This window comes from Saccharothrix sp. CB00851 (genome assembly GCF_001905065.1).
Classification (GTDB): domain Bacteria; phylum Actinomycetota; class Actinomycetes; order Mycobacteriales; family Pseudonocardiaceae; genus Actinosynnema.
Genome location: NZ_LWLC01000015.1, coordinates 36745 through 60844, shown reverse-complemented (window position 1 = coordinate 60844; position 24100 = coordinate 36745). Strand labels below are relative to the sequence as shown.

The following is a 24100-nucleotide window of genomic DNA, read 5'->3' as shown; positions in this document are numbered from 1 at the left end:
ACATTGGCGGGACCGGTGGTCAAGGTGAAGGCATGAGACCTGGTTTCCACCTCGCTGTCCCCGTCGACGACCTGACCAGGGCCCGCGCGTTCTACGGCGGTGTGCTCGGGCTCGAAGAGGGGCGCTCGGCCGAGAAGTGGGTGGACTGGAACTTCTACGGCCACCAGTTCGTCACGCACGTCGTGCCCGGTCCGCGCGGCGACTCCGGCCGCAACCCGGTCGACGGCCACGACGTGCCCGTGCCGCACTTCGGCCTGCTCCTGCCGGTCGAAGAGTTCCACGCGCTGGCCGAGCGGCTGCGCGCGGCCGGGACGGAGTTCGTGATCGAGCCGTACCTGCGGTTCGCGGGTGAGCCGGGTGAGCAGTGGACGATGTTCTTCCGCGACCCGGCGGGCAACGCGCTGGAGTTCAAGGCTTTCTCCGACGAGTCGCAGGTGTTCGCCAAGTGAGCCGGGGTGTTGTGGTCACCGGTGGCAGTCGCGGTATCGGTGCGGCGATCGTGGACGCGTTCCGGCAGTTGGGCGACGAGGTGGTCGCTCTGTCCTCAGCGGACGTGGACTTGGCCGACCCGGACGCGATCGAGCGGGTGGTCGAGTCGGCCGCCGACACCCTCGGCGGGATCGACGTCCTGGTCAACAACGCGGGTCTGGTGGAACTCGGCTCGGTGGACCTGCCGTACGCGCAGTGGCAGGCGTTGTGGCGGCGCACGTTCGCGGTCAACGTGTTCGGTGCCGCCGACATGTCGTACTGCGTGGCCCGGCACATGATCTCGCGCGGTGTTCGCGGGCGGATCGTCAACGTCGGCTCGCGCGGCGCGTTCCGCGGTGAGCCCGCCATGCCCGCGTACGGCGCGAGCAAGGCGGCGTTGCACTCGATGGGGCAGTCGCTGGCGGTCGCGCTGGCGCCGCACGGCATCGCGGTGGCGTCGGTGGCGCCCGGTTTCGTCGGCACCGACCGGGTGGCGGGCATGGTGACCGACGAGGTGCTGGCGCAGAGCCCGTTCGGCCGGGTGGCGAAGCCGGAGGAGGTCGCCGCCGCGGTGGTCTACCTGGCATCGTCGGAAGCGGAGTGGGCGTCCGGTGCCGTGCTCGACCTCAACGGCGCCTCGTACCTGCGGACCTAGGAGCCTCGTCTTGAGCAGATCCGGATCGGTCGGGGTCATGCTGCCCCGCGACCTGGCGCCCGCGCGGGTGCTGCCGTTCGCCCGGCGTGCCGACGAGCTGGGGTTCGACGAGCTGTGGGTGGTGGAGGACCTGGGTTTCCGGGGCGGGATCGGCCAGGCCGCGGCGGTGCTGGCGGCGACCGGGCGGATCCGGGTCGGCATCGGGTTGCTGCCCGTCGGCGCGCGCAACGCCGCGTTCGCCGCGATGGAGTCGGCGACGCTGGCCCAGCTGTTCCCCGGCCGGATCGACATCGGCATCGGGCACGGCATGCCCGGGTGGATGAAGTCGGTGGGGGAGTGGCCCGCCAGTCCGCTCACGATGCTGGAGGAGTACCTGGGCGCGGTGACGGCCCTGGTGCGCGGGAACTCGGTGGAGCGGGGCGAGTACGTCGAGCTGGACGGCGTGCGCCTGGAGGACTCGTCCGTGCCCGACCACCCGCCGCTCGTGCTGGCGGGTGTGCGCGGTCCGCGTTCGCTGGCCGTGTCGGGGCGGGCGGCGGACGGCACGATCCTGGCCGAGCCGACCACGCCGGAGTACGCGCGGGCGGCGCTGGCGCACATCGACGCGGACCGGCCGCACCGCCTCGTCGGCTACAACGTGGCCGCCGTGCACCCGGACGCGTCGGTGGCGATCGACGCCGTGCGGACCGGCCTGGAGTGGATCGGCGAGCCGGACTGGGCACCCCACCTGGCACCGCTGCCGTTCGCCGCGGAGTTCGCCGCCCTGCGCCGGTCGTGCGACAGCCGGGAAGAGTTCGTGCGGCGTCTGCCGGAGGAGTGGGTGCGGCAACTGGCCGTGACCGGCACGGCCGCCGACGCGAAGTCCCGCCTGGCCGAACTGTTCGCCGCCGGCGTGGACAGCGCCGTGCTGATCCCGGTCGGGCCGGACCCCCTGGAGGCGGTGGAACAGCTCGCCGCGGTGCTGTGAGGACTACGACGCGGCGGTGCTGTGAGGACTACGACGCGTAGGCGTGGGCGGCGTCGAGGGCCTGTGCCGTCGCCGGGTCGGCCGGGAGGTAGGCGACGAGGCGGTGGTCCTCGTCGCCGGGCACGGCCAGGGTTTCGTAGGCCAGCCGCAGCTCGCCGTGCTCGGGGTGCTGCCAGCGCTCCACGCCCGTCCCGCCGGGCACCGACCCGGCGGTGAAGCGACGGCCGAAGTCGGTGCCCGCGGTGATGGAGAGTTCTTCGGCCAGGGCCGCCGCCGAGCCGTCACCGAGGTCCGCGGCGGCACGGAGGGCAGCCGCACGGTCGTCGGCCACGCGATCCCAATCGGGGAACGTCGTGCGCGCCCTGGGGTCACCGAACACGAACCGCGCGAAGTTGGGGCGTTCGACGTCCAGCAGACCGGACGGCGCGGCCAGCAGGCGGAACCCGGCGGTCCACGCGAGCAGGTCGCCCTGGGCGTCGGCGACGAACGCGGGCGTCGGCTCCAGCCGGTCGAGCAGCGCCAGCACGGTGGGCCGCACCGGACGTGGTTCCAGTACTGCCGAGCACACCGCGCCGCCCGCCTTCACCAGGCGGTGCAGGTGGACGCGTTCGTGCGACGACAGCCGCAACGCGTCCGCCAACGCCCCGATCACCTGTGCGGACGGGTGGCGGTCGCGCCCGCGTTCCAACCGGGTGAGGTACTCGACGCTGACACCGGCCAGCGCGGCCAACTCGGCCCGGCGCAGACCCGGCGTGCGGCGGCGCGGACCGGACGGGAGACCCACCTCGGCCGGGGTGATCGCCTCCCGGCGTGCCCGCAGGAACCCGCCCAACGCGTTCATGGTTGGCGAGTCTAGGCGGAGGGGGTCCCTGCGAGGGCCTCCCTCCGGCCGGGCCGCGGTCGCAGGCTGTGGGCATGACCATGAAGTACCGGCTCTTCGGCCAGACCGGTTTGCGTGTGTCGGAACTGCTGCTGGGCACCATGACGTTCGACGACCCCACCGAGGCGCGCCGCATCGTGGACGCCTACGCCGACGCGGGCGGCAACGTGCTCGACACCGCGTCGGCCTACGGCGCGGGCGAGGAACTGCTCGGCTCGATCGTCCGGCGGCGCGACCGGTTCGTCATCGGCACGAAGTACACGCTGTCCCGCGACGCCGCCGACCCCAATGCCTCCGGCAACCACCGCAAGAACCTGACCGCGTCGCTGGACCGCAGCCTCCGCCGGCTGCGCACCGACTACGTCGACGTCTACTGGGTGCACATCTGGGACCGGCACACCCCGGTCGAGGAGACCATGCGCGCGTTGGACGACGCCGTGCGCGCGGGCAAGATCCTTTACACCGGCATCTCGGACGCACCGGCCTGGGTCGTCGCCCGCGCCAACACCCTCGCGCAGTGGCGTGACTGGACACCGTTCGCCGGGCTCCAGGTGCCCTACAACCTGCTGAACCGCGATATCGAGCGGGAACTGCTGCCGATGGCCGAGGCGCTGGGCCTGAGCGTGACCGCCTGGGCACCGCTGGCGGCGGGCAAGCTGACCGGGGCGGCGGGCAGGCGCGCGGACCCGGCTTCGCTCACCGAACGGGAACGCGCGGCGGCCCGTGCCGTCCGGGAGGTGGCGGACGAGCTGGGCGCACGGCCCGCGCAGGTCGCGGTGGCGTGGACGCGCGCCAAGTCGCGCGCCGTGCTGCCGTTGGTCGGCGTGAGCAGCGTCGCGCAGCTCACCGAGAACCTGGAAGCGCTGGACCTGACCTTGACCGGCGACGCCGTGCGCCGGCTGGAGGCGGCGGTGGCGTTCGAGCTCGGTTTCCCCGGCGACTTCATCGCCGAGTGCGAGCCGTCCCCGTTCGTGTTCGGCGACACGGCCACCAGGGTCGAGCCGCGCTGAGGGGCCGAGCCGCGCTGAGGGGCCGAGCCGCGTTGAAGGTCGGGGCAGTCGACGGCGGCTTCCGACGTGGCCGGGTCACGTTCCGGGTTACGTTCTCGGCATGACGGACGAACGGTCCCACGAGGGCGAGCCCGAGTGGGCGCGGTGGCGGCGGCCCGGGCCGGCCACGGGCCAGTGGCGGCGCGACGTCTCGCTGGCGCTCGCGGTGCTGGCGGGTGCCGTGGTGATGACGGTGCTGGTGAACAGCATGGGTGTGAGCCCGTGGGACAGCGGACCGCCGCTGGCCGAGCAGCTGGCCTGGAGCCTCGCGCTGGCCCTGCCGCTGGTGGTGCGGCGGTGCTTCCCGGTGACCGTGCTGTTCGTGGTCGCCGCGGTGTTCATCGCGGTCCAGGTGCGGCAGGTCGGGGACACCCTCGTGCCGTCCGTCGCGTTGTTCCTGGCCATCTTCGGCGCGGGCGCGTGGGGCCCGGACCGGACGCGGGCGCGGTGGGCGCGGATCGCGGTGATGGCGGTGATGTTCGGCTGGCTCGGCTTCGGGCTGGTGGAGTTCATGGTGTCGCCGACACCGCCGTTCGAGGACGCGGCCGGGCCGCTCGACCCGGTGCTCGCGACCGTGCTCTACGGCATCGGGCTCAACGCGCTGTTCTTCCTGTCCGCGTACTTCTTCGGCGACATGGCGTGGGTCTCCGCCCGCCGGCAGGCCGAGCTGGAGCACCGGGCCGAGCAGCTGCGCCGGTCGCAGGAGCAGAACACGCGGGGCGCGATCGTCGCCGAACGCGTGCGCATCGCCCGCGACCTGCACGACGTCGTGGCGCACCACGTGTCGGTGATGGGCGTGCAGGCGGGCGCGGCACGCCGGGTGCTCGACCGCGACCACGAGCTGGCCCGCGAGGCGTTGCGGACCGTCGAGGACACCGCGCGCACGGCCATCGGTGAACTGCGCGGCCTGCTGGGCGTGCTGCGCGCCGACCCCGAGGAAGAGGTCCGGGAGGGTGCGGGCGAGACGTCGTCGCCCGGCTTGGACCAGCTGGCCGACTTGGCGGAACAGGCCCGTTCGGCGGGGCTCGACGTGGTGCACGGCGTGTACGGGGAGCCGCGTCCGGTGCCGGAGGGCGTCGCCCTGTCGGTGTACCGGATCGTGCAGGAGTCGTTGACGAACGTGGTGAAGCACGCGGACGCGAGCAAGGCCGACGTGCGGGTGCGGTTCCTGGAGAAGTCGCTGGAGGTCGAGGTCACCGACGACGGCAGGGGGCGCGGCGGGATGTCGGGAGCCGGGTTCGGGCTGGTCGGCATGCGGGAACGGGTCGCGGTGCACGGCGGTGAGCTGGAAGCCGGACCCCGCCGTGACGCAGGGTACCGGGTGTGTGCGAGGTTCCCCGCATGACGGACCCGTTGCGCGTGGTGCTCGCCGACGACCAGGACCTGGTCCGGGCGGGCTTCCGGGTGATCCTCGGCACCGAGGACGACATCGAGGTCGTCGGCGAGGCGCGGGACGGCGTCGAGGCCGTGGAGGTGGTCGGCCGGCTGCGGCCGGACGTCGTGCTGATGGACGTGCAGATGCCGGGCGTGGACGGGCTGGAGGCCACCCGGCGCATCCTCGGCCCGGCGGGCGCGGGTAACCCGATCAAGGTCGTCATCCTCACCACGTTCGATCGCGAGGACTACCTGTTCGAGGCGTTGCGGGCCGGTGCGAGCGGTTTCCTGCTCAAGAACGCCTCGCCGGAGGACCTGGTCGACTCGGTGCGGATCGTCGCGCGGGGTGACGCCCTGCTGTCGCCGGAGGTCACCCGCCGGGTCATCGCCCGGTTCACCGAGCCCGTGCAGCCGGCCATGACGAGTCGGAGACCGAGGGAGCTGACCGATCGTGAGTTCGAGGTGCTGGTCCACTTGGCGCGTGGCGCGAGCAACGCGGAGATCGCCGGTGCGCTGTTCCTGGGCGAGACGACGGTGAAGACGCACGTGTCGCGCATCCTGGCCAAGCTGGGGCTGCGCGATCGGACGCACGCCGTGGTGTTTGCGTATGAGCACGGGATCGTGGAGCCGGGTCGGGGCTGAGGTGGATGGCAGGAGCTTGAAAAGCTAAAAGATGAAAGCGTCCTCGCCGGACGGGCAGATCAGCAGGATGACATCCCCCGGTCCCGTCTCCGTCTTGTCCCGTCGGGAACTCCCGTTGGGTCGTGGTCCCGGACTCCGTGTCATCCCACCGACCTCCCTCCGGGTTACCACACGTGTCAAGGGCGGCGCGAGCCCGAAGTGAAGTAGGAGGCAAAGCTGGACGCGCCGCCCTTGACACGTGCGGTAAGGCTGCGCCAGGTCGGCGGGATGACACGAAGCCCTCCTATTGGGGAGAAGGACGTGCCCGTTGCACAGCGCGCGGGTGTCGCCGACGAGCGCGGGGACGAACGGGCCCGGGGCGGGGGGCAGCCGCTTTGCAGAGGTAGGGGTTCGTGTCATCCCGCCGACCTGGCGTAGCCCTACCGCACGGGTCAAGGGGGCCTCGTGCCAGCGTTGCCTGATCCTCCAACTTCGGGGCCCCCTTGACGCGTGTGGTAGCCCGGAGGGAGGTCGGTGGGATGACACGTACCCCGGGACCACCAACCCAACCGGCGTTCCCAACGGGACAAGAGGGAGACGGGACCGGGGGATGTCATCCTGCTGATCTGCCCGTCCGGCGAGGACATGCTTTTCGAAGTTTTCAGGTCTTCGCGTGGAACGTGGGGTCCTCCGTGAGGAGGACCCGGCCAGTCGGTCTCGCGCCGGACGTGCCGCAACCGTCCACGACCTAGCGTTGACGCCATGTTGACAGTGACGTCGGTCAGCCGGAGTTTCGGCGACCACCAGGTCCTCGACGGGGTGTCGTTCGAGGTCCGGCCCGGCCGCATGACCGGGTTCCTGGGCGCGAACGGGTCGGGTAAGACCACCACCATGCGCATCGTCCTCGGCGTCCTCGCCGCGCACGGCGGCGCGGTGTCCTGGCAGGGTTCGCCGGTGACCGGCGCGGTGCGGCAGAGGTTCGGGTACATGCCCGAGGAGCGCGGCCTCTACCCGAAGATGGGCGTCGCCGAGCAGATCAGCTGGCTCGGCCAGCTGCACGGCCTCGACCGGGACGTGGCGCGGCGCAACACCGAGCGGCTGCTCGACCAGCTCGAACTCGGCCACCGGGCGAAGGACAAGCTCGAAGAGCTGTCGCTGGGCAACCAGCAGCGCGCGCAGGTCGCCGCCGCGCTGGTGCACGACCCCGTGATGCTGATCCTGGACGAGCCGTTCTCCGGGCTGGACCCGATCGCGGTCGAGACGGTGCTCGGTGTGCTGCGCGAGCGGGCCGCGAACGGTGTGCCCGTGCTGTTCTCCAGCCACCAGCTGTCGGTGGTGGAACGGCTGTGCGACGACGTGGTGATCATCTCCGGTGGCCGGATCGCGGCCGGTGGCGCGCGTGACGAGCTGCGCGCCCGGTACGGCACCACGCGGTTCGAGTTGGTCGTGGCGTCCGACGCGGGGTGGGTGCGGGACGTGCCCGGTGTCCGGGTGGTCGACGTCGACGGTCCCCGCGTGGTGTTCGAACCGGACGGTGACCAGGGCGGCGACCCGGGCGTGGACCAGGTCGTCCTGGAGGCGGCCCTGCGCCGCGGGCCCGTGCGCAGCTTCACCCCCGTCGTCCCGACGCTCGACGAGATCTTCAAGGAGGTCATCTGATGACCGGCGTGACGGAGCAGGACGGCGGGTCGCGCGGGTTCGTCGCGGCCACCCGGTTGGTCGCCGAGCGCGAGATCAAGGTGTTCCTGCGGTCCAAGGGCTTCTGGATCGGGCTCGCCGTGGTCGTGGTCGGCCTGTTCGCGATCTCGATCCTGCCGACCGTGTTCGGCGGCGGTGAGACCAAGGTCGCCACGGTCGGTTCGCAGGCCGCGGAGGCGTTGCGGGACACCGGTCTGGACGTGCGCGAAGTCGCCGACGTGGCCGCCGCCGAGGCGCTCATCCGGGCGGACGAGGTGAGGGCGGCGGTCGTGCCGGACACGACGGGAGAGTCCGCCACGGGCATCCGCGTGCTCGCGCTGAACGACCCGCCGAACAGCGTGGTGGCCGCGTTGCGCACCGCGCCGCCGGTCGACCTGCTCGACCCGGCCGAGGTCGGCCAGGACCAGCGGCAGCTGGCGATCATGGTGTTCGCCATGGTGTTCCTCATCGTCGGCATGAGCGGGACGGCGATCGCGCAGAGCACGGTCACCGAGAAGCAGACCCGGATCGTGGAGATCCTGGTGTCGACGGTCCCGGTGCGGGCGCTGCTGGCGGGCAAGATCGCGGGGCACTCCCTGCTGACGATCGGCCAGGTGGTGGTGATCGCGGTGGCCGGGCCGGTCGCGTTGCGGCTGGGCGGGCACCAGGAGCTGCTGGCCCTGATCGCGCCCGCGCTGGGCTGGTTCGTGCCGTTCCTGGTGTTCGGGTTCGTGCTGCTGGCCTCGATGTGGGCGGTCGCCGGGTCGCTGGTCAGCAGGCAGGAGGACCTGGGTTCGAGCATGGGCCTGGTGATGATGCTGGTGATGGGACCGTACTTCGGCGTGATGTTCTTCTCCGACAACGCCACCGTGCTCACCGTGCTGTCGTTCCTGCCGTTCTCGTCGGCGATCGCGATGCCGGTGCGGCTGTTCGCCGGTGACGCGGCGGTGTGGGAGCCGTTGCTGGCGCTGGGGTTGCTGGCCGGGACGGTGGTGCTGACCGTGCTGCTGGCGAGCCGGATCTACTCGGGCTCGCTGCTGCACACCGGTGGCAAGCTCGCCCTGTCCAAGGCCTGGGCCCGGGAGGGGTGACCCACCCGGTCCGGCAGACTCGGGGTGCCCCGCTCGCGGACGTGAGCGGGGCACCCGACGTCGCGCGGTCGGCGTGAACGTGACGGCGCGCTGCGGGCAACACCCGGTGTGAGGATGATGACCGAGCACGCGGACGGCGGTGGTGCGTCGGACGCCGACCGGCCGGACCTGTCAGGACCGCACCCGGCGCGGATCTTCGGGCACCTGTTCGACCGGCACTCCCGGCCGCTGCACAGGTACCTGGCGCGCCGGGTCGGCGACCTGGCCGACGACCTGGTCGGCGAGACGTTCCTGATCGCGTTCCAGACCCGCGCCGGGTACGACCCCGGCCGCGGCACGGCGCGGTCCTGGCTCTACGGCATCGCCACGAACCTGCTGCGCCGACACGTGCGGCAGGAGGTGCGCGGCCTGCGGGCGGCGGCACGGGCGGCCGGGTCCGCCGCGGGTGCCGAGGACCACGACAACCGGGTGGCCGACCAGGTCGACGCCTCGGCGCGGGCCCGGCTGCTGGCCGGTGCGCTGGTCGCGCTGGAGCCGGGCGACCGGGACGTGCTGCTGCTGACCAGCTGGGCGGGGCTGGACTCGAACGAGGTCGCCGAGGCGCTCGGCATCCCCGTCGGCACGGTCCGCTCCCGGCTGCACCGCGTGCGGCAGCGACTGCGGGCCCACGCGTCGAACACCGAGCACCTGAGGAGCGGTGATGAGTGACCACTACGTCCGCCGCGTCTGGACCGACGACGAGCTGGACTCCGCGCTGAACGTCCTGCGGGCCGACGTCCGCCCGGACGCGCCGGTGCTCGCCGAGGCCAGGGCGGCCCTGATCGCGACGATCGAGCAGGCTGGACCGGCGCGCGGGAAGCGACCGCGACGGTCCACCCGGCGCCTGCTGATCGGTGCGGCGGCGGTGGCCGTGCTGGTGGCCGGCACGCTGCTGGCGCAGACCGTGTCGTTCGGCGGTTCCGCGCCGGCGACCGCCGAGGCCGTGCAGGCGCTGGACAGCGCCGCCGCGCGAGCGATCGGGGCGGTGGACGAGCCCGTCGGGCCCGGCCGGTACCGCTACGTCGCCACGCACGCCTGGTGGATGGGGTCGACGACGTCGAGGGACGGCCGGGAGTTCGCGTGGCTCGCCGAGCACCTGAAGGAGACGTGGGAACCGGCGGACCCGCGCGACGAGTGGATGCTGCGCCAGGACATCACCGGCAACGTGCAGTGGGTGGTCGGCACGGCGGAGGAGGCGGACGCGGCCCGCGTGGGCACCGACAGCCGCTGGCCGGAGGGCGAGTGGCGCGCACCGTGCGGCGACTTCTTCGGCGAATCCGGCTGCCAGGACGCCGGCTCCTGGCAGCAGCCGAACGCGCGGTGGCAGGCGAGCCTGCCGACCGACCCGGGCGCGCTCTACGAGCGGTTGCGGGCCGACGCGCCGGACCGGGGTGACGCCGCGATGCTCACTTACGCCGCCGACGCGCTGCGCAGCGGGCTGATCGGCAAGGACCTGCGCGCCGCCCTGTACCAGGCGCTGACCAGGCTGCCCGGCCTGGAGGTGACCGAGCGGCAGGCGAACCTGGCCGGGCGCGTCGGCATCGCCCTCGGCGTCGACGACGGCGACCGGCGCCACGACATCATCATCGACCCGGAGACCGGGCAGTTCATCGGCGAGCGCCAGGTCGTGACCGACTGGCTGGGCGAGTTCGACACCGGCACCGTGGTGTCGTTCACCTCGGTGACGACGGGGGTCGTGGACACCATCGGCACCAAGCCCGCCGGCTGATCGGGGAAGCGGAGGAGGGCCCGTGCGCCGGGGAGCGCACGGGCCCTTCGCCGTGATCACCCAAAGTTACGGGCAACGGGGTGCGGTCGGCCGCCGTATAGGGGGTGACCGAGTGGAGGAGGTGTCACGTGCAGGATCGGGACCGCGAGTTCCGGGCCTACTTCGAGGCACGGGCGGCCGTCGTGCGGCGGACCGCCTTCTTGTTGTGCGGTGACTGGCACCGGGCCGAGGACCTGGCGCAGACGGCGCTGGCCAAGGTCTACGTGCACTGGGGGAGGTTGGACCGGACCGGGCGGGTCGACGCGTACGTGCGCAAGGTGCTGGTCAGGGCCGTCATCGACGAGTCGCGGTGGCGGGGACGGCGGCCGGAGACGGTGGTCGAGGCGGTGCCGGAGGTGGCCGAGGCGTCGACGGGGGTCGAGGAGGCCATGGACGTGCGGCGCGCGTTGGCCGCGCTGCCGCCCAGGCAGCGTGCCGCGGTCGTGCTGCGGTACTGGGAGGACCTGCCGGTCGCCGAGACGGCGGCCGCGCTCGGCTGTAGCGAGGGAACGGTGAAGAGCCAGGTGTCCAAGGGGCTCGGCGCCCTGCGGCGTGCGCTGGCGGCCAAGCGGAGCGTGCTGTGGGAGGGCTCGTGAGTGACGAGGTGCGGGAGATGATCAGGTCGGCGCTGGCGGACGAGCCCGCGTCGGGCCTGGAGTTCGAGCGGGTCGTCCAGGACGGGCGCAAGCGGCGGGCACGGCGGCTCGGCGTGCTGACCACCGCGGCGGTGGGGGTGGTCGCGGTGGCCGCGGTCGCGGTGAGCGGGACGTTCGCACCGTCACCCGGCCCGCCCGCCGCGGTGCTGTCGACGTCGCCGACGAGCGTGACGTCGTCCGTGGCGCCGGCACCGGGCTGCACGGCGCCTGCGATGGTGGGCGGCTACCCCGAACAGCCACGTGGTTCCGCGACGCCGGAGGAACTGGCCGAGTCCGCCCGGCTCACCGAGGCGTTCGCCGGGTTCGCGCTGCCGTTGCCGGCGGGGGTCGAGGCCACACCGCTGCGGTTGTGCGTCATCGACGCCAGTTGGGGCGGCGACTTCAGGCTCACGGGCGACCGGTCGGTCATCGTCTACACCAGGCCGCTGGGCGGCCAGCCGCCCGGCGAGTGCCTTCGGTTCATCCCGGAGTCGCAGTGCTCGATCAAGGCGCTGCCGGACGGGTCGACGGCACGGATCACCGTGGAACAGGGCGCGGGTGCGACGCTGGCCTTCGCCGACGTGTGGCGCACCGACGGCACGTACGTCCGCGTCATGGAGACCGGCGGCACCGGCTCCCGGAACCGGGTCCTCGACGACGACCGCCTGGTCGCCATCGCCACCGCGCCGCAGTTGAAGGTGCAGTGGGTGGGCCGTCAGGTCCCCGCCGACCCGTCGGCTCGACGTGCCGCCGAGCTCGACCAGGTGCTGGCGAGCGCGCTCCCTCCCGGTTTGACGGTCGAACGGGCCCTCCCGTCGGACGAGGCGGTGCTGAGGTTCCGCATCCGCCAGGGCGGCTACCGCGCGGCCGCCAACCTGGCCGACGCGCAGGGCCGCGGCTTGACGGTGGTGACGGTGGACGTCCCCCGTGACGGTGAGCCGACCTGCCGCGACCGGCTTACGTGCCGCTTGGTCGAGCTGGCCGGCGGCCGGAAGGCATCCGTGGAGACGACGACGAAGGAAGACGGTGTGATCACGAGCCGCCTCTACAGGCGGGCGGCAGACGGCAGTTGGCTGACCGTCGAGACCTCCAACGTCGCCGACATCGGCCCCGCGGGCAACCGCCCGACCCGGCCGACCCCGCCCCTGTCCGAGGCGGACCTGATCCGGATCGCGGAACTGCCGGGCCTGCACTGGTGATCGTGGTGCGGGCGCGGGGAGTTCCCTCGCGCCCGCACCACCGCTCTCGCTACCGCCAGGTGATGTCGGACGGTGAGTAGAAGCAGTTCCTGCCGTCCGCGCCCTCACCGATCTTCTTCGGCTCGGACCCCTTCGGCACACCCTGGTACTTCTCGCAGATCACCGCACTGCCGTACACCGTGATCCGGGAGAACCGGGCCGTGTCACCCCAGTTGGTGTTGATACCCGCCAACACCTTGGTCGACCGCGCCGTCACACCGTCCATCACCACGTGCCGCTGGTACGACGTCGAGCAGTTGCCACAAGCCCGGTACAACTTGCCCGCGTTGTGGACCTGGAAGTTGCGGATGGTCACCGTGCCCGCACCGTTGTGCTGGAACACCTTGTCCGACGCCGACTTCGCGCCACCACCGTCCACCAGGTACGTCGCCGACGAGCTCGACGCCTTGAACGTCGCCGCGTCCTCGCCCACGTCGTTCCACCACACGTTGCGGATCGTGCACGAACCCTCGCAGTGGATACCGTCACCCGCCGGCGCGTCGATGATCACGTTCTCGATCGTGCCGCCGTTGGCCACCACGAACATCGGGTCCTGACCTTCACCCTGACCACCGTCACCGATGCCGTAGTACCGCTTCATCCCACCGTTGAAGTACGTACTCACGTTCCGCGTCGTCGTCTGGTGCACACTGCCCGTGTCCGTCGGCCACGGACCACTGCCATCACCACCACCGGGGTTCGACGTCGTGGTGGTCGTAGTCGTCGTAGTGGTGCGCGACGTAGTCGAGGTTGAAGTCGACGTGGACGTGGACGTGCTCGTCGGCGAACCGGTGCACGTCACCCCGTTGAGCTTGAACGACGTCGGCGCGGGGTTGGAGCCGGACCACGTGCCGTTGAAGCCGGGCGTGGTGCTCGCGCCCGTGGCCAGCGAGCCGTTCCAGCTCGCGTTGCGCACCGTCACGGTGCTGCCCGACTGGCCGAACTCGCCGCCCCACAGCTGGTCGACGCGCTGGCCCGCGGTGAACGTCCACTCCAGGGTCCAGTTCGACAGCGCGTCACCGAGGTTGGTGATCGTGACGTTCGCGCCGAACCCGCCGTTCCACTGGTTCACGACGGTGTAGTCGACGCGGCACCCCACGGCCGCGTGCGCGGTCTGACCGCCTGCCACCACCATCGCCGCGGTCACCGCCGTCACCGAGGCCGCGGCCGTGATCGCCGCGAACCGACCGGTCAGCTTTCTTTTGCGCGTACCCGTGCGCGGACTCATGCGTCGCCTCCTTGCGAGCCGGATCGGTCGAACCACTCCCAGCGGCGGTGCACATTCGTGAACAGGGCAACGGCGGCGGACATTCTGGGAGCGCTCCCAGGAAGGGTAACCCGAAGGGGTCGAAATCGGGAGAATGTTCATGCACGTGAATTCAGTGCGGGTACCATGGAGAAGTTTCGCCGCATTGTCCGAAAGTTAGTCGAATACTGAGTCGAATTCACCGCGACCGTCGAGAGGAATCCGCCGCATGTCCCCGATCGCCGTCACGGGCGCCACCGGTCACGTCGGTGGACGGGTCGCCCGCCGCCTCGCGGACGCCGGGCACGCCCAGGTCCTGCTCGTCCGCGACCCGTCCCGGGCGCCGCGGCTGCCCGGCACCACCGTGGCCCAGGCGGAGTTCGCCGACCGCGACGCCGTTCGCGCGGCCCTCGGCGGTGTCACCACGGTCCTCATGGTCTCGGCCGCGGAGTCCGAGGACCGCGTCGACCAGCACCGCGCCTTCATCGACGCCGCGGAGGACGCCGGGGTCGCCCACCTGGTCTACCTCTCGTTCGCCGGCGCCGCCCCCAACGCCACTTTCACGCTCGCCCGCGACCACTGGGCCACCGAACGGCGCATCGAGGCCGGTGGCCTGAAGTTCACGTTCCTGCGGGACAACCTCTACGCCGACTTCCTGCCCGCCCTGGTCGGCGACGACGGCGTGCTGCGCGGTCCCGCCGGTGACGGTCGGGTGGCCGCCGTGGCGCAGGACGACATCGCCGACGCGGTCACCGCGGTCCTCACCGACCCGGCCGCGCACGTCGACCGCACCTACGAGCTCACCGGGCCGGAGGCGCTGACCCTCCACGAGGTCGCCGCCGTGCTGGCCGAGTCCACCGGCCGGACGATCACCTACCACCCGGAGACCGTCGAGGAGGCCTACCGCTCCCGCGCCTCGTACGGCGCGCCGGACTGGCAGCTCGACGCCTGGGTCTCCACCTACACCGCCATCGCCAACGGTGAACTCGCCCGGGTCACCGACGCCGTGCCGACCCTGACCGGGCACCCGGCCACGTCGTCGGCGGACCTGCTCCGCCGACGACGTGGCCGGTAGCGGTGCTCAGCGCGGCAACGGGATCTCGAAGTGGACGGTCTGGAAGGTAATCGGGTCGCCGTCACGCGCGTCGTGCACCTCCTCCGCCACCGACCGCCAGAACGGTTCCGCCCCGGCGATCCGGGTGTCGGTGTGCAGGTACAGCCGTTCGTAGCCGGGCGTGCGCGCCACGAACTCCGTCGCCACCTCGACCAACGCCCTGGCCAGCCCGGCGCGGCGGTGGTCGGGTCGCACGTACACGCGGAACAGCTGCGCCGTGCTGCCGTCGGGGTAGCGCTCGGCCAGCCAGGCGGGGTGCGGCGGGCTGGCCGGGGCCGTGGCGCGCACGCCGGTGGTCGCCACCACCTCGTCGCCCTTGACCGCGACGAACAACGCGTGCCGCTCGGGTCGCTGGTAGGCGCCTTCCAGGTCGATCACGTCGCCGTGCCACTCCGGCCGGTATCCGTAGCCGAACTCCTGGTAGAACGTGTCCAGCATGACGCTGCGCGCACCGTCCAAATCGGACTGGAGCGCGCGTCGGACCTCATAGGGCCCGACTTCGCGGTGGTACAGGGTCATGACTTCCTCTCCTCTGTTCCTTCCATTGAGCGGCCCAGCAGGCCGATGGTCACCGGATGGGTGGGGTAGCCCAGGACGTCGCCCGCCGGTCCGTGCTCGACGACGTGCCCGCGGTGCAGCACGGCGACGCGGTCGGCGAGCCGTGCGACGACGGCCAGGTCGTGGCTGATCAGCACGACGGTGCAGGTCAGCGCGGCGAGCTGGTCGAGCAGGCTCGCCTGGGTCAGGGTGTCCAAACCGGACGTGATCTCGTCGCACACCAGCACGTCCGGCCGGGCCAGCAGGGCGCGCGCCAACGCCGCGCGTTGCAGTTCGCCGCCGGACAGCCCGGCCGGGCGCCGCGTCACGGTCGCCTCGTCCAGCCCCACGGCCGCCAGTTCCGCCAACGCCGCTTCCCGGGCGTCGGCGACGCCACCGAGCCGCACCGCGGTCCGGCCGACCTGGTCGAGCACCGTCCGGTAGGCGTCGAACGACGCGCGGGCGTCCTGGAACACGTACTGCACCGCGGCCAGCTCCGAGCGGGAACGGCGGCGCAACGAGCGGGGCAGCGGACGACCGTCCAGCAGCACGTCGCCGGTGAACCCGGCGTGCAGCCCGGCGACGCACCGGGCGAACGTGGTCTTGCCGCTGCCGGAGCGACCTACGACCGCCAGGCACTCGCCCGCGCCCACCCGCACGTCCACGTCGTGCAGCACGGTGGTGGTGCGGTGCCGCGCGGTCAGTGACCGCGTCTCCAACCTCGGCGGCACGGCAGGGCGCTCCTCGGGCACGGTGACGCGGGGCTGTGCCGCCACCAGCGCGGCGGTGTAGGCCGAACGCGGCCGGTCGAGCACGTCGGCGGTCGGCCCCGCCTCCACGACCTGTCCCGACCGCAGCACCACCACCTCGTCCGCCAACGCGCGCACCACGTCCAGGTCGTGCGTCAGCAGCACCAACGCCACCCCCTGCGCCACCACCGACGACAGCTCGTCCACCACTTCGGCCCGGGTGATCGGGTCCTGCCCGGTGGTGGGCTCGTCCGCGACCAGCACCGCCGGGTCGCCGATGAGCGCCTGCGCCAGCACCACCCGCTGCTGCTGGCCACCGGACAGCTCGTGCGGGTAGCGGCGCAACAACTCCGCCGGCACCCGCGCCCGCCGCAACGCGGTCGCGATCACCTCGTCGCGGTCACCGGGGTGCAAAGCGGCGATCTCGCGGAACACGCCACCGAGCCGCCGCACCGGGTTCAGCGCCGCCGACGGTTGCTGCGGCACGAACCCGACCCGCCCGGTCACCGTGACCCGCCCGCTCACCGCCACCCCCGGCGCGTGCTCGCCGAGCAGCGCCAACCCGGTGGTCGTCTTGCCGCTGCCGGACGCGCCGACCAGGGCCAGCACCTGCCCGGCGGCCAGCGCGAAGCTGACACCGTCGACCAGCGTGCGCGAGCCGGCGACCGCGCGCAGGTCTTCCACGTGCACCACCGGCGTCACGTCCGGGCCTCCTTCTTCAGCGCCCGGTCGAACACCAGGTTCAACCCCACCGACAACGCCACGATCAGCAGCGCGGGCACGACCACGGCCCACGGCTGCAGGAACAGGCCCACCCGGTTGCGGTCGACCATGACGGCCCAGTCGGCGGCGTCCGGCGCCACCCCGACGCCCAGGAAGCTCGCCGACGCCACCAGGTACAGCGCGCCGGTCAGCCGCACTCCCACGTCCGCCGCCAGGGTCCGCAGCATCGACCGTCCCGTGTAGACGATGGAGGTCCGCCACCACGTCTCGCCCTGCATCCGCATCGCCTCCAGCGCCGGACGTCCGGCGACCTCCAGCGCGGCGGCCCGCGAGATCCGCGCCACGTCGGGGAAGTTGACCAGCGCCACGACGCCGACGAGCACCGGCAGACCGGGACCGGCGATGGCGGCCACCAGGATCAGCACGAGCAGCGACGGCACCGCGAGCAGCAGGTCCAGCGGCCGCATCAGCACCTCGTCCACGATCCGCAGCCGGGTCATCGCGGCCACCACGCCCCACGGCACGCCGACGAAGTAGGAGCACACCGTGGCCAGTACCGCGACCAGCACCACCGTCTGCCCGCCCGCGAGCACCTGGTGCCACACGTCGCGGCCGACGAAGTCCGTGCCCAGCGACGAGTTCGCCACGAACGGCGCGCCACGCGTCAGCTCGTCCGGCACGAACCACGGCCCCACCAGCGCCAACGCCAACGGCACCAGCAACAGCAGCCAGCCGACGCCCTTCACGCGATCGCCACCGATCGTGGCGCGAGCCGGAACACGAGCAGGTCCGCGACCAGGTTCACCACCACCGTGGTCACCGCGAACACCACCGCCAGCCCCTGCACCACCGGCAGGTCACGGCCCGCGACCGCGTCCACCAGGATCGTGCCCAGGCCGGGGATCACGAACACCGCCTCGACCACGATCACGCCGCCCAGCAACCAGTCGGTCGTCCGCGCCACCTGCTGCACGGCCGGTGCGAGCGCGCTCGGCAACGCGTGCGCGAACCGGACCCGCGTCACGCCGATGCCCAGCCGGAGCGCGTGCCGGACGTGGTCGGACGCCAGCGCGTCGATCATCCCGGCGCGCACCAGCCTGCTGATCGAGCACAGCGGCCGGGCGACCAGCACCACCAGCGGCAGCACCAGCACGGCGGGCTGCGCGAGCAGGTCCGCGCCCACCGCCGTGGGCGGCAGCCACCCCAGCTGCACCCCGAACACCGCGATGAGCACCACGGCCAGCGCGAACTCCGGGATCGAGTGCAGACCCACGGTGACCGTCGTGACCACCCGGTCCACCGGCCCGCCTTCGCGCAACGCCGCCAGCACGCCCAGCAGCACCGACAACGGGATGAGCAGCACCAGGGCGAGCACCGCCAGCACGAGCGTCGGACCCAGCCCGTCGTGCAGGAACTCCACCACCGGCCGCCCGGAGATCAACGACACCCCGAAGTCACCCCGCGCCAACCCCCCGACCCACTCGCCGAACCGTTCGAGCGGCGGCCGGTCGAGCCCCATCGCGACGCGGATCTGCTCGATCCGCCCCGGGTCCGGGTTGTCGCCCGCCAACGCCACCGCCGCGTCCCCCGGCAACGCCTGCACCAGCAGGAACACGACGGTGACGACGGCGAGCACCTGGACCAGCCCGATGGCCAGCCGCCGCACCGCGTACCGGCGCAGGCTCACCCCAACCACACCTTGTCGAACCGCGCCCAATCGAGCGTGTTCGCGGGCGCGGTGGAGATGCCGCCCACGTTCGGAGCCGCGCCGACGATCCAGTCCGCGAACCCCCACATCAGGTAGCCGCCCTCGGCGTGCAGGGAGCGCTGCATCTCCCGGTACACCTCACCGCGCTGCTTGTCGTCCACAGTGGACACCGCTTTGTCGTACAGCGCGTCGAACTCCGGCCTGGCCCACTTGGTCACGTTGGTGCCCGAACCGCTCAGCAGGCGTTGCGCGATGTGCGTCTCGATCGGCATCGCACCGGACCGGAAGCTCGACATCGAGCCGTTCTTGAGCGTGTCGGCCCAGTAGCTGTCCTTGTTGCCCGTGACCACCTCGATGGTCAGGCCAGAGCCCTTGACCTGGTCGGCGAACACCGTGGCGGCCTCGACCATGCCCGCCGCGGCGGTGGAGGTGTCCAGCTTGACCGTCAGGCCCTCGGCACCGGCGCGCTTGATCAGGAACTTGGCCTTGTCCAGGTCACGGGTGCGCTGCGGGATGTCGTCGGCGTAGTGCTGGTAGCCCTTGCCGAACAGGTCGTTGCCGATCTGCCCGCTGCCCGCCAGCACCGACTCGACCAGCTGCGGCCGGTCGGCCAGCAGGAACATCGCCTCGCGCAGGTCGCGGTTGTCGAACGGCGGCCGGTCGAGCTTCATCGCGAACGCCTGCACGGCGCTGTTGGGCGCGCGGTGGATCGTCATCCGGTCGCCCGCCGCGTGACCGCGCGCGGTGGTCGGGGTGAGGTCGTGCGCGTACTCGACCTGACCGCCGAGCAGGGCGTTCGCCCGCGCCGACTCCTCGTTGGCGATCACGAACTCCAGCTCGTCCAGGTGCGGCGCGCCCTCCCAGTACGCGTCGTACCGCTTGAGCAGCACCGACTTGCCCGGCTCGAAGGACACGAAGCTGAACGGTCCCGAGCCGACCGGTGCGGTGAAGTCCTCGGCGCCGGCGGGCACGATGTACGCGCCGAACGCGGCCAGCACGTTGGGGAACTCCACGAACGGCCGCTTCAGCGCGAACTCCACCGTCCGCTCGTCGACCGCGCGGCTGTTCGGCAGGTCGATCAGCGCGAGGCTGGACTTGGCCCGGAACGCGCGGGCGGGGTCGAGGATGCGGGCGTAGCTGGCCAGCACGTCCTCCGCGCGCACCGGCTGCCCGTTGTGGAACGCGGCCTGCCGCAGGGTGATCCGCCAGCGGGTGAGGCTCGCGTCGGACTCCCACTTCTCGGCCAGTCTGGGCTGGGCGGAGACGTCCGGGCCGAGGTCGGCGAGCTTGTCGTACAGCGCCTTGGACCGGGCGGCCTCCACGAACAGGTTCGCCAGGTGCGGGTCGAGCACCTCCTTGGCGCCGCCACCGGCGAACGCCGCGCGCAGCCGCCCGCCGGCGCGCGGGGTGGACGCGGCGGAGGTCGGTTCGGCGGTGCCGCACCCGGCGAGGGCGGCGAGCGAGAGCCCGGCGGTGAGGCCGAGGAAACCGCGGCGGTTGAGGGAGTGCATGGTGGTTCCTTTCAGTGGTGCAGGCGCGCGACGAGGTGCAGGCGGTCGCCGGACAGGGCATCGCCGAGGTCGGCGTCGGCCGTCCACGGCTCGTCCGTTCGCGGGCCCGGCGAGTCGAACAGGGCGAGCACGTCGAACCCGGCGTGGTCGAGGAAGTGCCGCAGTTCCTGCGGGAACAGCAGCCGCCACGCGGAGCGCTGCACCAGCGGCTGTGCCCCGGGCCACCACCACTCGCGTCGGCGGCGCAGCAGTTGGGCCGCGTGGTCGATCCAGAGCCGGGTGTGCGAGGTGTAGGACACGCCTTCCCACACGACCGTGCGGCTGCGGACGTCGTCGAGGAGTTCGGTGTTGCCGAGGAAGAACGCGCCGTTGCGCATCTCCGCCACCAGCAGACCGCCCGGTTCGAGGTGCTCGCGGCAGCGGCGCAGGAACTCCTCCAGGTCGGCGTTCGTGTGGCAGTACAGCAGCGCGCTGTCCAGGCACGTGATCACGTCGAAGCGGCGGCCGAGCGCGAACGAGCGCATGTCGCCGAGCACGAACTCGACCGCCGGGTGGTGGGCGCGGGCGTGCTGGACCATCCGCGCGGAGCTGTCCAGCCCGACCACGTCGTAGCCCAAGCTCGCCAGGTGGCCCGCGTCGCGGCCCGTGCCGCAGCCGACGTCCAGCAGGTCCCGCCCGCCGCCGAACCGCGTCACGACGTCGTGCGTGAACCGGGCCGCGACGTGGTCGGGGTCGGGGAACTGGTGCTCGTACAGCGCCGGGTTGTCGGTCAGCAGGTTCTCGCCCGCCGGGTTCTCGTACAGCGTCATCGCGCCACCTCTCGTCGCACGGTCAGCACGCCACGCCGGTGCAGCCAGGTCACGGCCGCCGCGCACCCGAGCCCGATGCCGACGCACAGCAGCGACGCCGCCGGGGCCGACCGGCCGAACACCCACCCGATCGCCGCGTTGCCCAGTGCCGCGGCGAGGCCGGACACCAGGTAGAACACGCCGAAGTAGGTGCCCGCCAACCCGGTGCGGCCGAACTCGGGGATCAGGTCGTAGACGAACGGGTGCGCGATCATCACGCCGACCGACAGCAGCAGCGCGGCGACCAGCACGGGCGTGACGCCGCCGAGCGGCCCGAGGTGGGCCGCCGCCGTGGCGCCGAACCCCAGTCCCATGACCGCGAGCCCGAGCGCGATGGCCCGGCCGCGCGCGAACCGGCCCAGCGCCTTGGTGATGCGCACCTGGAACAGCAGCGTGGCCACCGTGGTGACGACGAACAGCGCGGCGACCGCGAACGACGAGCCGGTCAGCCGCCGCGCTTCCAGCGGCAGCACCAGGTACAGCTGGTTCTGCAGCACGAACATGCCGGTGAGCGCGGCGGTGAAGGCCAGGAACCGCCGGTCGGACAGGCACTCGCGCCAGTCGTCCAGCACCGTGCCCCGGTGCGGCGCCGCGGGCCGGTCGGGCAGCACGACGGCCTGCGCGACGGTGAGCGCGGCGAAGATCCCGGCCGCGACCAGTGCCGCGACCCGGAAGTCCCACAGCATGAGCACGCCGCCCAGCAGCGGCCCGACCAGTGCACCTGCCTGCCCGTAGGCGTTGAACAGCGCGAACGCGCCGGCCCGGTCTTCGGACTCCTCGGCGATGTACGCGCGCACAGCCGGGTTGAACAGCGCACCGGCCACTCCGCTGAGGACGGACGCGGCCAGCAGCACCGCCACCGACTCGCCCGCCGCGAACAGCCCGAACCCGACGGCCCGGACCGCGCAGCCCGCGATGATGACCCGGCGTGGGCCCAGCCGGTCCGACGCCGAGCCGCCGAACAGGAACAGGCCCTGCTGGCTCAGCGTCCGCACGCCGAGCACGGTGCCGATGGCCGCCACCGACAGGCCCAGTTCGCCCAGGTGCGTGGCCAGGTAGGGGATCAGCAGGTAGAAGCCGGTGTTCACGCCGAACTGGTTGACCAGCAGCAGGCGCACGGACCACGGGAAGCGCCTCATCGGGCGACCACGCCGAGACCCGGTGCACCGGCCAGCCGCAGCGTGCCGTTCTCGCCGCCGATGCCGGTCCACGGGTCGTCGGTCACCAGCAGGTGGCCGTCCAGGTCGACCCACCGGGCGTGCCCGGTCAGGTGCACGGCGGGCGCGATGCCCAGCGAGCTGGCCACCAGGCAGCCGAGCATCACGTCCAGCCCGCACTCGCGGGCCACGTCGATGATCTCCAGTGCCGCGGTGATCCCGCCGCACTTGGCCAGCTTCACGTTGACCCCGTCGACCAGGCCCGCCAGCGCCCGCACGTCCGCGACCGTGGCCGCGTCCTCGTCCGCGATCAACGGCACCGGGCAGCGTTCGCGCAGCCACGCCAGGTCGTCCCACCGGCCGGGCGCGAGGGGCTGCTCCACCGCGTCGACACCGGTGAGCCGTTCGACCACCCGCACGGTCTCCTCGGCGGTCCAGCCGCCGTTCGGGTCGAGGATCAGGCGGGCGTCCGGAGCGGCGGTCCGGACCGCCGAGACCCGGGCCACGTCGTCCTCCGACCCCACCTTGACCTTCAGCACGGTGAACCCGCGCGCGGCCAACCCGGTCGCCTGCGCCGCGGCCTCGGCGGGCGAGCCGATGCCGATCGTGCAGGCCGTCGGTACATCCATCCACTGTGGAATTCCGACCGCCGCGTGCACCGGCACACCGGCGCACAACGCCACCAGGTCGTGCAACGCGGCGTCCACGGCGGCGAGCACACCCGGCGGCAGCTCGGGCAGGCCGGCACGCAGCTCGTCGGGGCTGTCGCTGGAGCCGACCACGGGCGCCAAGTCCCGCAGCAACCCGGTGATCCGAGGCACGTCCAGCCCGTAGTACTGGCTGGTCACGACCTCGCCGTGACCGCGGACCCCGTCCCACTCGACCACCACGCGCACGGCGTCACGGCGAGCCATCACCGACCGCGAGATGCGCAGAGGGGTCCGCAGCTCCAGCCCGTACACAGTCCAGTCGAGCCTCACGCGGACACCCCGACCGGCTTGGGCGCGTAGACCGTGCGGCACCGGGCCCAGCTGGTGACCTCGATCTCCGCGGTGTCGGCGATCTCCACCGGCCGGTCCTCCGGCCTGCCCAGCAAACCCCGCGAGCGGCAGAAATCGTCGTCGAAGATGGTGCCCAGGTAGCGGTGCGGCCCGTCCGGGAAGATCGTCACCACGGTCGCGCCCGGCTCGACGCGCGCCACCCACGCCGACACCAGGGCGACCGCGCCGGTGCTCCAGCCGCCGGTGACGAAGCAGTCCCGCGCCAGCCTGCGGCACGCGTCGACCACCTCCACCGGGCCGAGCCAGTGCACCTCGTCGAACTCCTCGTAGGCGACGTTGCGCGGGTGGATGCTGCTGCCGAGCCCGCGCATGACCCGCGGCCGGGCGGGCTGCCCGAAGATGGTCGAGCCGACCGTGTCCACGCCGATCAGCCGCACGCCCGGCCAGTACCGGCGCAGCGACGTGACGACGCCGGCGCTGTGCCCACCCGTGCCCACGCTGCACACCAGCACGTCCGCGTGGTCGAGCTGGGCCGCGAGCTCACGGGCCAGCCCCGCGTACCCGGAGGGGTTGTCGGGGTTGTTGTACTGGTCGGGCCAGTACGCGCCAGGCAGGCCGCGCAGCACGTCCTGGAGCCGGTCGAGCCTGGCCTGCTGCCAGCCGCCGGTCGGGTGCGGCCGGTCCACCACCTCCAGCCGGGCGCCGTGGGCGCGCAGCATCGCGCGCATCGACGGTTCCAGCTCGTGGTCGACCACCAGCACGACCGGGTGCCCCAACGCCTGGCCGGCGAACGCCAACCCGAGGCCGAGCGTGCCGCTGGTCGACTCCACGACCACCGCGCCGGGCCGCAGCTCGCCGCGCTCCCGTGCGGCCACCAGCATCGCGACCGCCGAACGTGCCTTCATTCCGCCCGCGCCCAGGTATTCCAGCTTCGCCCAGAACCCGCCGTGCCGGTGGGGCAGCGGCGTGTCGACGCGGGCGACCGGGGTGTTGCCGAGCAGGTCGAACAGGTGTGGGTTGCGCATGCCCGATCGAGGAAGCACG

Annotated in this window: 24 protein-coding genes; 13 read left to right on the top strand and 11 right to left on the bottom strand. The window is 72.5% G+C overall.

Annotation, left to right across the window (positions count from 1 at the left end; translation table 11 throughout):
- Nucleotides 1–32: 32 nt before the first annotated feature.
- From A6A25_RS16920 to A6A25_RS16910, 3 genes are read left to right on the top strand one after another with little or no spacing between them, the layout of a single operon-like run.
- Nucleotides 33–449, top strand: a complete 417-nt coding sequence (locus A6A25_RS16920; protein WP_073891084.1) for a VOC family protein — start codon at nucleotides 33–35, stop codon at nucleotides 447–449.
- Entirely contained in the window at nucleotides 446–1123 is a 678-nt protein-coding gene (locus A6A25_RS16915; protein ID WP_073891081.1) for an SDR family NAD(P)-dependent oxidoreductase, read from the top strand. The genes A6A25_RS16920 and A6A25_RS16915 overlap by 4 nt, the downstream gene beginning before the upstream one ends.
- Before the next feature lie 10 nt (nucleotides 1124–1133).
- The gene (locus tag A6A25_RS16910) at nucleotides 1134–2090 is read left to right on the top strand and encodes an LLM class flavin-dependent oxidoreductase (RefSeq protein ID WP_241828761.1); all 957 of its coding nucleotides are present in this window, start codon (nucleotides 1134–1136) and stop codon (nucleotides 2088–2090) included.
- A gap of 28 nt (nucleotides 2091–2118) precedes the next feature.
- On the opposite strand, the gene A6A25_RS16905 is transcribed toward A6A25_RS16910, so the two are convergent.
- Nucleotides 2119–2931 (bottom strand): helix-turn-helix domain-containing protein, encoded by an 813-nt coding sequence (locus A6A25_RS16905; protein WP_073891076.1) that lies wholly within the window; start codon nucleotides 2929–2931, stop codon nucleotides 2119–2121.
- Nucleotides 2932–3005: 74 nt separating this feature from the next.
- Between A6A25_RS16905 and A6A25_RS16900 the strand changes: the two genes are divergently transcribed.
- The 9 genes from A6A25_RS16900 to A6A25_RS16860 all read left to right on the top strand — a co-directional run bounded on the left by A6A25_RS16900 (nucleotide 3006) and on the right by A6A25_RS16860 (nucleotide 12423).
- Nucleotides 3006–3980, top strand: coding sequence for an aldo/keto reductase (locus tag A6A25_RS16900; protein WP_198932736.1), 975 nt, complete (start codon nucleotides 3006–3008; stop codon nucleotides 3978–3980).
- A 100-nt stretch (nucleotides 3981–4080) separates the two neighbouring features.
- Nucleotides 4081–5364: a sensor histidine kinase gene (locus A6A25_RS16895; RefSeq protein ID WP_073891073.1), complete on the top strand. Its 1284-nt coding sequence runs from the start codon at nucleotides 4081–4083 to the stop codon at nucleotides 5362–5364.
- Nucleotides 5361–6035, top strand: coding sequence for a response regulator (locus A6A25_RS16890; RefSeq protein ID WP_073891070.1), 675 nt, complete (start codon nucleotides 5361–5363; stop codon nucleotides 6033–6035). Before A6A25_RS16895 ends, A6A25_RS16890 begins: the two co-directional genes overlap by 4 nt.
- A 741-nt stretch (nucleotides 6036–6776) precedes the next feature.
- Nucleotides 6777–7673 carry an ABC transporter ATP-binding protein gene (locus A6A25_RS16885; RefSeq protein WP_073891067.1) on the top strand — a complete coding sequence of 299 codons (897 nt, stop codon included), beginning with the start codon at nucleotides 6777–6779 and terminating at the stop codon, nucleotides 7671–7673.
- Nucleotides 7673–8782: an ABC transporter permease gene (locus tag A6A25_RS16880; protein WP_073891065.1), complete on the top strand. Its 1110-nt coding sequence runs from the start codon at nucleotides 7673–7675 to the stop codon at nucleotides 8780–8782. Before A6A25_RS16885 ends, A6A25_RS16880 begins: the two co-directional genes overlap by 1 nt.
- 117 nt (nucleotides 8783–8899) lie before the next feature.
- A complete protein-coding gene (locus A6A25_RS16875; RefSeq protein ID WP_143193212.1) occupies nucleotides 8900–9490 on the top strand; it encodes an RNA polymerase sigma factor in 591 nt (196 codons plus the stop codon).
- Nucleotides 9483–10550, top strand: coding sequence for a CU044_5270 family protein (locus tag A6A25_RS16870; RefSeq protein WP_083668411.1), 1068 nt, complete (start codon nucleotides 9483–9485; stop codon nucleotides 10548–10550). The genes A6A25_RS16875 and A6A25_RS16870 overlap by 8 nt, the downstream gene beginning before the upstream one ends.
- Nucleotides 10551–10678: 128 nt before the next feature.
- A complete protein-coding gene (locus tag A6A25_RS43070; protein ID WP_073891059.1) occupies nucleotides 10679–11185 on the top strand; it encodes a SigE family RNA polymerase sigma factor in 507 nt (168 codons plus the stop codon).
- Entirely contained in the window at nucleotides 11182–12423 is a 1242-nt protein-coding gene (locus A6A25_RS16860; protein ID WP_073891056.1) for a hypothetical protein, read from the top strand. The genes A6A25_RS43070 and A6A25_RS16860 overlap by 4 nt, the downstream gene beginning before the upstream one ends.
- A 49-nt stretch (nucleotides 12424–12472) precedes the next feature.
- Here A6A25_RS16860 and A6A25_RS45535 read toward each other — a convergent pair whose 3' ends face one another.
- Entirely contained in the window at nucleotides 12473–13690 is a 1218-nt protein-coding gene (locus tag A6A25_RS45535) for a pectate lyase (RefSeq protein WP_083668410.1), read from the bottom strand.
- Nucleotides 13691–13937: 247 nt separating this feature from the next.
- Between A6A25_RS45535 and A6A25_RS16850 the strand changes: the two genes are divergently transcribed.
- Complete coding sequence (locus A6A25_RS16850; RefSeq protein WP_073891053.1) at nucleotides 13938–14783, top strand: SDR family oxidoreductase; 846 nt, start codon at nucleotides 13938–13940, stop codon at nucleotides 14781–14783.
- Between the two features lie 6 nt (nucleotides 14784–14789).
- Here the strand turns inward: A6A25_RS16850 and A6A25_RS16845 are convergent, their stop codons facing one another.
- From A6A25_RS16845 to A6A25_RS16805, 9 genes are read right to left on the bottom strand one after another with little or no spacing between them, the layout of a single operon-like run.
- Nucleotides 14790–15341: a GNAT family N-acetyltransferase gene (locus tag A6A25_RS16845; protein WP_073891050.1), complete on the bottom strand. Its 552-nt coding sequence runs from the start codon at nucleotides 15339–15341 to the stop codon at nucleotides 14790–14792.
- Nucleotides 15338–16810: an ABC transporter ATP-binding protein gene (locus A6A25_RS16840; RefSeq protein ID WP_073891047.1), complete on the bottom strand. Its 1473-nt coding sequence runs from the start codon at nucleotides 16808–16810 to the stop codon at nucleotides 15338–15340. The genes A6A25_RS16845 and A6A25_RS16840 overlap by 4 nt, the downstream gene beginning before the upstream one ends.
- A complete protein-coding gene (locus tag A6A25_RS16835) occupies nucleotides 16807–17577 on the bottom strand; it encodes an ABC transporter permease (RefSeq protein ID WP_241828760.1) in 771 nt (256 codons plus the stop codon). Before A6A25_RS16835 ends, A6A25_RS16840 begins: the two co-directional genes overlap by 4 nt.
- Complete coding sequence (locus tag A6A25_RS16830) at nucleotides 17574–18518, bottom strand: ABC transporter permease (RefSeq protein WP_073891044.1); 945 nt, start codon at nucleotides 18516–18518, stop codon at nucleotides 17574–17576. Before A6A25_RS16830 ends, A6A25_RS16835 begins: the two co-directional genes overlap by 4 nt.
- Complete coding sequence (locus A6A25_RS16825; RefSeq protein ID WP_073891041.1) at nucleotides 18515–20050, bottom strand: ABC transporter substrate-binding protein; 1536 nt, start codon at nucleotides 20048–20050, stop codon at nucleotides 18515–18517. Before A6A25_RS16825 ends, A6A25_RS16830 begins: the two co-directional genes overlap by 4 nt.
- An 11-nt stretch (nucleotides 20051–20061) precedes the next feature.
- Entirely contained in the window at nucleotides 20062–20859 is a 798-nt protein-coding gene (locus tag A6A25_RS16820; protein ID WP_073891039.1) for a class I SAM-dependent methyltransferase, read from the bottom strand.
- Nucleotides 20856–22037 (bottom strand): MFS transporter, encoded by a 1182-nt coding sequence (locus A6A25_RS16815; protein WP_073891036.1) that lies wholly within the window; start codon nucleotides 22035–22037, stop codon nucleotides 20856–20858. The genes A6A25_RS16820 and A6A25_RS16815 overlap by 4 nt, the downstream gene beginning before the upstream one ends.
- On the bottom strand, nucleotides 22034–23035 hold the full coding sequence (locus tag A6A25_RS16810) for a dipeptide epimerase (protein ID WP_241828759.1): 1002 nt from the start codon (nucleotides 23033–23035) through the stop codon (nucleotides 22034–22036). The genes A6A25_RS16815 and A6A25_RS16810 overlap by 4 nt, the downstream gene beginning before the upstream one ends.
- Complete coding sequence (locus tag A6A25_RS16805) at nucleotides 23032–24081, bottom strand: PLP-dependent cysteine synthase family protein (RefSeq protein WP_073891033.1); 1050 nt, start codon at nucleotides 24079–24081, stop codon at nucleotides 23032–23034. Before A6A25_RS16805 ends, A6A25_RS16810 begins: the two co-directional genes overlap by 4 nt.
- Nucleotides 24082–24100 lie beyond the last annotated feature (19 nt).